Below are 3910 nucleotides of genomic sequence, written 5' to 3'. Positions count from 1 at the left end.
AGCACTTAACCAGCGTTTCTATGAAATGCCGACTTTAAGTATTCATGATCGTAACGGTAGCCGTTTTGGTGTGCTTGGCATTGCTTCTGGTAATCGAAGTTTTCCTTTGAACAAAGCCAATAGCAATGATAATCGAATTTATGCCTTATATGATTATGATATTGCTTCATCTAATTTATACAGTTCAACATTCTCTAAAACCAGTAATTTAACAGAATCAGATTTATATAATTGGAGTGCTATTGCTAGTACCAATGTAGCAAATCTGATGAACAATACGAAAAAGGGTTGGTACTATGTTTTGCGTGAAACTGATGGAACAGCCCAAACTGCAAATACGGGTACAGTAAAAGCACTTAATGGATACCTTGTGGTTGCAAATACCGCTCAATTTTCAGATTTCTACGTATCTTTATATAATCCAAATCATGCTTCAACCAAACAGCCAAATGCGTGTACAGGGGGTATTACAGGTTCAAGTGTAATCCGCCGTTTATGTTTACCTTATGGGGTTTGCGGGGATGCAACCGATGCTACTAATTTTAATGCAAATAAGATTGGGGGCAATGTGGGTAATGCTTCTGATGGCATTAGCAAAATTAATGCGGGAGGATTTTCAAATGGTGTAAATAATTTGATTAAACTCCTACCAGAAGTTGGGCGAAATTACAAAACGACAAAAATATTTCAAAGTACAAATTGGTATGAGCGACAATAGGAGATCTCTATGAAAAAAAATATGGGATTTACCCTGATTGAGCTAATGATTGTCGTCATGATTGTCGCTGTTTTTGCAGCAATTGCGATTCCATCATATCAAGCTCAAATTCGCCGTGCAGATACCGCAGCAGTCCAGCAGGAATTACTAAAGCTTGCTGGACAATTAGAAAGATATAAAAGCCAAAACTTTTCTTATCATGGTTTCGATCCTAAATATTTATATGGACAAACCTCAGCAATGAGTAGTGTGGATTTCCCAAGCAGTACCAATAAAAAGTACACGATTACATTAGCTGATGTTAGTGGAACAGATGCTACTACTTTATTGGCTAGTAGTGCTGGATTGGGCCAAAGATGGGCGATTAGAGCAATACCGGAAACGGCAGGGTATGATGCTCTGTTAGTTACGAGTACAGGGATTAAATGTAAATCTAAGTATTTGGTGGCAAATGATCTAACTAATATCAATAATTATACGGGGTGTGCTGCAAATGCTAAAAAATGGTAGTCACCAAGGATTTACATTAATTGAGCTGATGATTGTGGTGGCGATCATTGCAATTCTGGCAGCAATTGCTTACCCATCTTATACTCAATATAAAATCCGTACTAATCGTACGGATGTACAAGCTGAGATGCTGCGTATTAATCAACGATTACAAAGCTATAAAGTCGTTAATCATAGTTTTAATAATGCTACTTTAGATAATGGTACAGCCTCTCAAAATTATCCTTTAGCAGGAACTGCTTTTTATACTGTAACTTTAGCGATTGATGCTGATAATCAGGGATATTTGCTCAAAGCCACTCCAATTATTACTTCTATACAAAATGGTAATGGTGAAATTTGCGTAAATCAGGATCAACAGCGCTACTGGTCTAAAGGTCTAGCCTGCTCATTAATAAGCTTGTCAAATACATCAAATTGGGATGGACGTTAATTTAAATTCAAAACTGGGGATAACTCAAAAAATAATCTTTCTTTCAGGGCGAAAATCACGTAGAATGTCGCCCTCTATGAAAGGGGTTTGAAGTGTTGCCGATGGTCGGCGCAGGGATAATCCGTAAGAATTATAAGGCTTTTATCATGGTTGTTATCCGTTTAGCACGTGGCGGCGCAAAAAAACGTCCATTCTATCAAATCGTTGTGACTGACAGCCGCAATGCACGTGATGGTCGTTTCATCGAGCGTATCGGTTTCTTTAACCCGACTGCACAAGGTCAAGCAGAAAAACTTCGTTTAGATGCAGACCGTTTTGCTCACTGGGTTTCTCAAGGTGCTCAACCTTCTGAACGTGTTGCTTCTTTAGCTGCTCAAGCTAAAAAAGCTACTGCATAATTTTTTGTAGTAGGTAGCCCATGACATCAACACAGAATGTTCCCGAAGATCGTATTCAGATTGGACAGTTACGTTCAGCTTATGGATTGAATGGGTGGCTCTGGGTGTATTCAAATACAGAACCTATGAGCAACATGTTTGACTACCTGCCTTGGTACATTGAGACCAAGGCAGGTTGGCAAACAATAGATGTAAAACGTTGGAAACCACATGGCAAAGGCCTAGTTGTTGCTTTGAAAGGTGTGAGTGATCGCACAGGGGCAGAAAACTTGGTTGGCGCTAATATCTGGATTGCTAAGTCTCAACTGCCAAAAGCAGATGTAGATGAGTACTACTGGTCAGATTTAAAAGGATTAACAGTGTTTGGTCTTGATGATGAAGAGCAGGAAGTAAACTTAGGTAAAATTCATGAGTTGTTTGAAACTGGAGCTAATGATGTGATGGTGGTACATGCTACCCCAGACAGTGTTGATTCAGAAGAACGCATGATTCCTTGGCATAAAGATGTAGTACAACGTGTTGATCTTGAAGCTGGTCGTATTTACGTCAATTGGGGCGTAGATTATTAATCCTTTTAGGATTAATACAGCAGGAAAATAGAGGAGTCTGTGATGTTTTTTGCAGTCATTACGCTTTTTCCTGAAATGTTTGAAGCGATTACAGCCTACGGCATCAGCGGACGTGCGGCAAAACGAGATATCGTACAAGTTACTTGTATTAACCCTCGTGATTTTGCTGAGGGAAACTACAGAAGAGTGGATGAACGTCCATTTGGTGGTGGCCCTGGGATGGTGATGATGGCTGAGCCTTTGGCGAAAGCAATTGCGCATGCCAAACAGCTTGCCTCACAAGCAGGACATGTTAATGTTCCTGTAGTGTACATGTCTCCACAAGGCAAAACTTTAAATGAACAGGCAGTACAGCAGTTTGTTGATTACGACGGCTTAATTGTACTGTGTGGACGTTATGAGGGAGTGGATGAGCGTTTGATCCAGCATTATGTTGATCAGGAATGGTCAATTGGTGATTACGTTTTATCAGGTGGTGAACTGCCCGCTATGGTGTTACTTGACAGTATTATTCGCCGTTTGCCGAATGTAATGTCAGATGAACAGTCAGCAGTACAAGATTCTTTTGTTGATGGTCTTTTAGATTGTCCACAATATACAAAGCCAGACCATTTTGAAGGGTTGGATGTACCGGAAGTTTTAAAATCTGGACATCACGGCAATATCGAAAAATGGCGCTTTTTGCAGCGTTATCAACGAACTTTAGAACGTCGACCAGAGTTGACCGAGAAAGTAGAGTTGAATAAGCAGCAGAAAAAATGGCTAAAAGATGCGAAAGAGAGCGGTGGTAATTCTTAACCACTATTCTCAGGAACGGAAGTTCTGCAAAAATACGAGAAGCAATGCTTCGAGTTAAAGCATGATTCTATTTAATGAATAGTTTTATGTATATTCTAAGGCTCTTTATAGACATTTTGTCGTAAAGGGAAAGATAAACGGGTTGATATGCGCTTTAGCCTCTATCCCCAGCGGAATTTCAGACCTCTTCTGACTCCGCACATATTGGAGATTCCCACAATGAGTGGTAAACATCCTTTAGTTCAAGCTGTTGAAAATGCACAGTTAAAATCTGATATCCCTGCTTTTGCTCCTGGTGACACTGTTATTGTCCAAGTTAAAGTAAAAGAAGGTGAGCGTGAACGTCTTCAGGCATTTGAAGGTGTTGTAATTGCTAAGAAAAACCGTGGTTTGAACTCTGCGTTCACAGTGCGTAAAATTTCTAGCGGTGTTGGTGTTGAGCGTGTATTCCAAACTCACTCACCAGTTGTTGCTAAAATCGAAG

6 protein-coding genes and 1 pseudogene are annotated in these 3910 nt (G+C 40.0%); all 7 read left to right on the top strand.

Going from position 1 to position 3910, the window contains the following annotated elements; genetic code table 11:
• Positions 1 to 718 (top strand): annotated as a pseudogene (locus UC75_RS20955) (pilus assembly protein PilY); the annotation flags it as partial.
• A gap of 9 nt (positions 719 to 727) precedes the next feature.
• Positions 728 to 1228 (top strand): type IV pilin protein, encoded by a 501-nt coding sequence (locus UC75_RS09475; RefSeq protein ID WP_049837430.1) that lies wholly within the window; start codon positions 728 to 730, stop codon positions 1226 to 1228.
• Positions 1212 to 1661: a type IV pilin protein gene (locus UC75_RS09470; RefSeq protein ID WP_049837429.1), complete on the top strand. Its 450-nt coding sequence runs from the start codon at positions 1212 to 1214 to the stop codon at positions 1659 to 1661. Before UC75_RS09475 ends, UC75_RS09470 begins: the two co-directional genes overlap by 17 nt.
• A gap of 146 nt (positions 1662 to 1807) precedes the next feature.
• A complete protein-coding gene (gene rpsP / locus UC75_RS09465) occupies positions 1808 to 2059 on the top strand; it encodes a 30S ribosomal protein S16 (RefSeq protein ID WP_000260334.1) in 252 nt (83 codons plus the stop codon).
• A 20-nt stretch (positions 2060 to 2079) separates the two neighbouring features.
• Entirely contained in the window at positions 2080 to 2628 is a 549-nt protein-coding gene (rimM, locus tag UC75_RS09460) for a ribosome maturation factor RimM (RefSeq protein WP_004789777.1), read from the top strand.
• A gap of 42 nt (positions 2629 to 2670) precedes the next feature.
• A complete protein-coding gene (gene trmD, locus UC75_RS09455; RefSeq protein ID WP_049837428.1) occupies positions 2671 to 3426 on the top strand; it encodes a tRNA (guanosine(37)-N1)-methyltransferase TrmD in 756 nt (251 codons plus the stop codon).
• Positions 3427 to 3645: 219 nt separating this feature from the next.
• The coding region (gene rplS / locus UC75_RS09450) for a 50S ribosomal protein L19 (RefSeq protein ID WP_228137245.1) at positions 3646 to 3910 on the top strand (265 nt) is incomplete at its 3' end.

This window comes from Acinetobacter sp. V2 (genome assembly GCF_001188385.1).
In the GTDB taxonomy this organism is placed as follows: Bacteria; Pseudomonadota; Gammaproteobacteria; order Pseudomonadales; family Moraxellaceae; genus Acinetobacter; species Acinetobacter oleivorans.
Note: the sequence above shows the minus strand (reverse complement) of the source record. Positions and strands in the feature narration are given on the sequence as shown.

Excerpts from the sequence above, each read along its gene's own strand:
- UC75_RS09475 (WP_049837430.1), top strand. The coding sequence starts at position 728 with ATGAAAAAAAATATGGGATTTACCCTGATTGAGCTAATGATTGTCGTC.
- UC75_RS09470 (WP_049837429.1), top strand. The coding sequence starts at position 1,212 with ATGCTAAAAAATGGTAGTCACCAAGGATTTACATTAATTGAGCTGATG.
- rpsP (WP_000260334.1), top strand. The coding sequence starts at position 1,808 with ATGGTTGTTATCCGTTTAGCACGTGGCGGCGCAAAAAAACGTCCATTC.
- rimM (WP_004789777.1), top strand. The coding sequence starts at position 2,080 with ATGACATCAACACAGAATGTTCCCGAAGATCGTATTCAGATTGGACAG.
- trmD (WP_049837428.1), top strand. The coding sequence starts at position 2,671 with ATGTTTTTTGCAGTCATTACGCTTTTTCCTGAAATGTTTGAAGCGATT.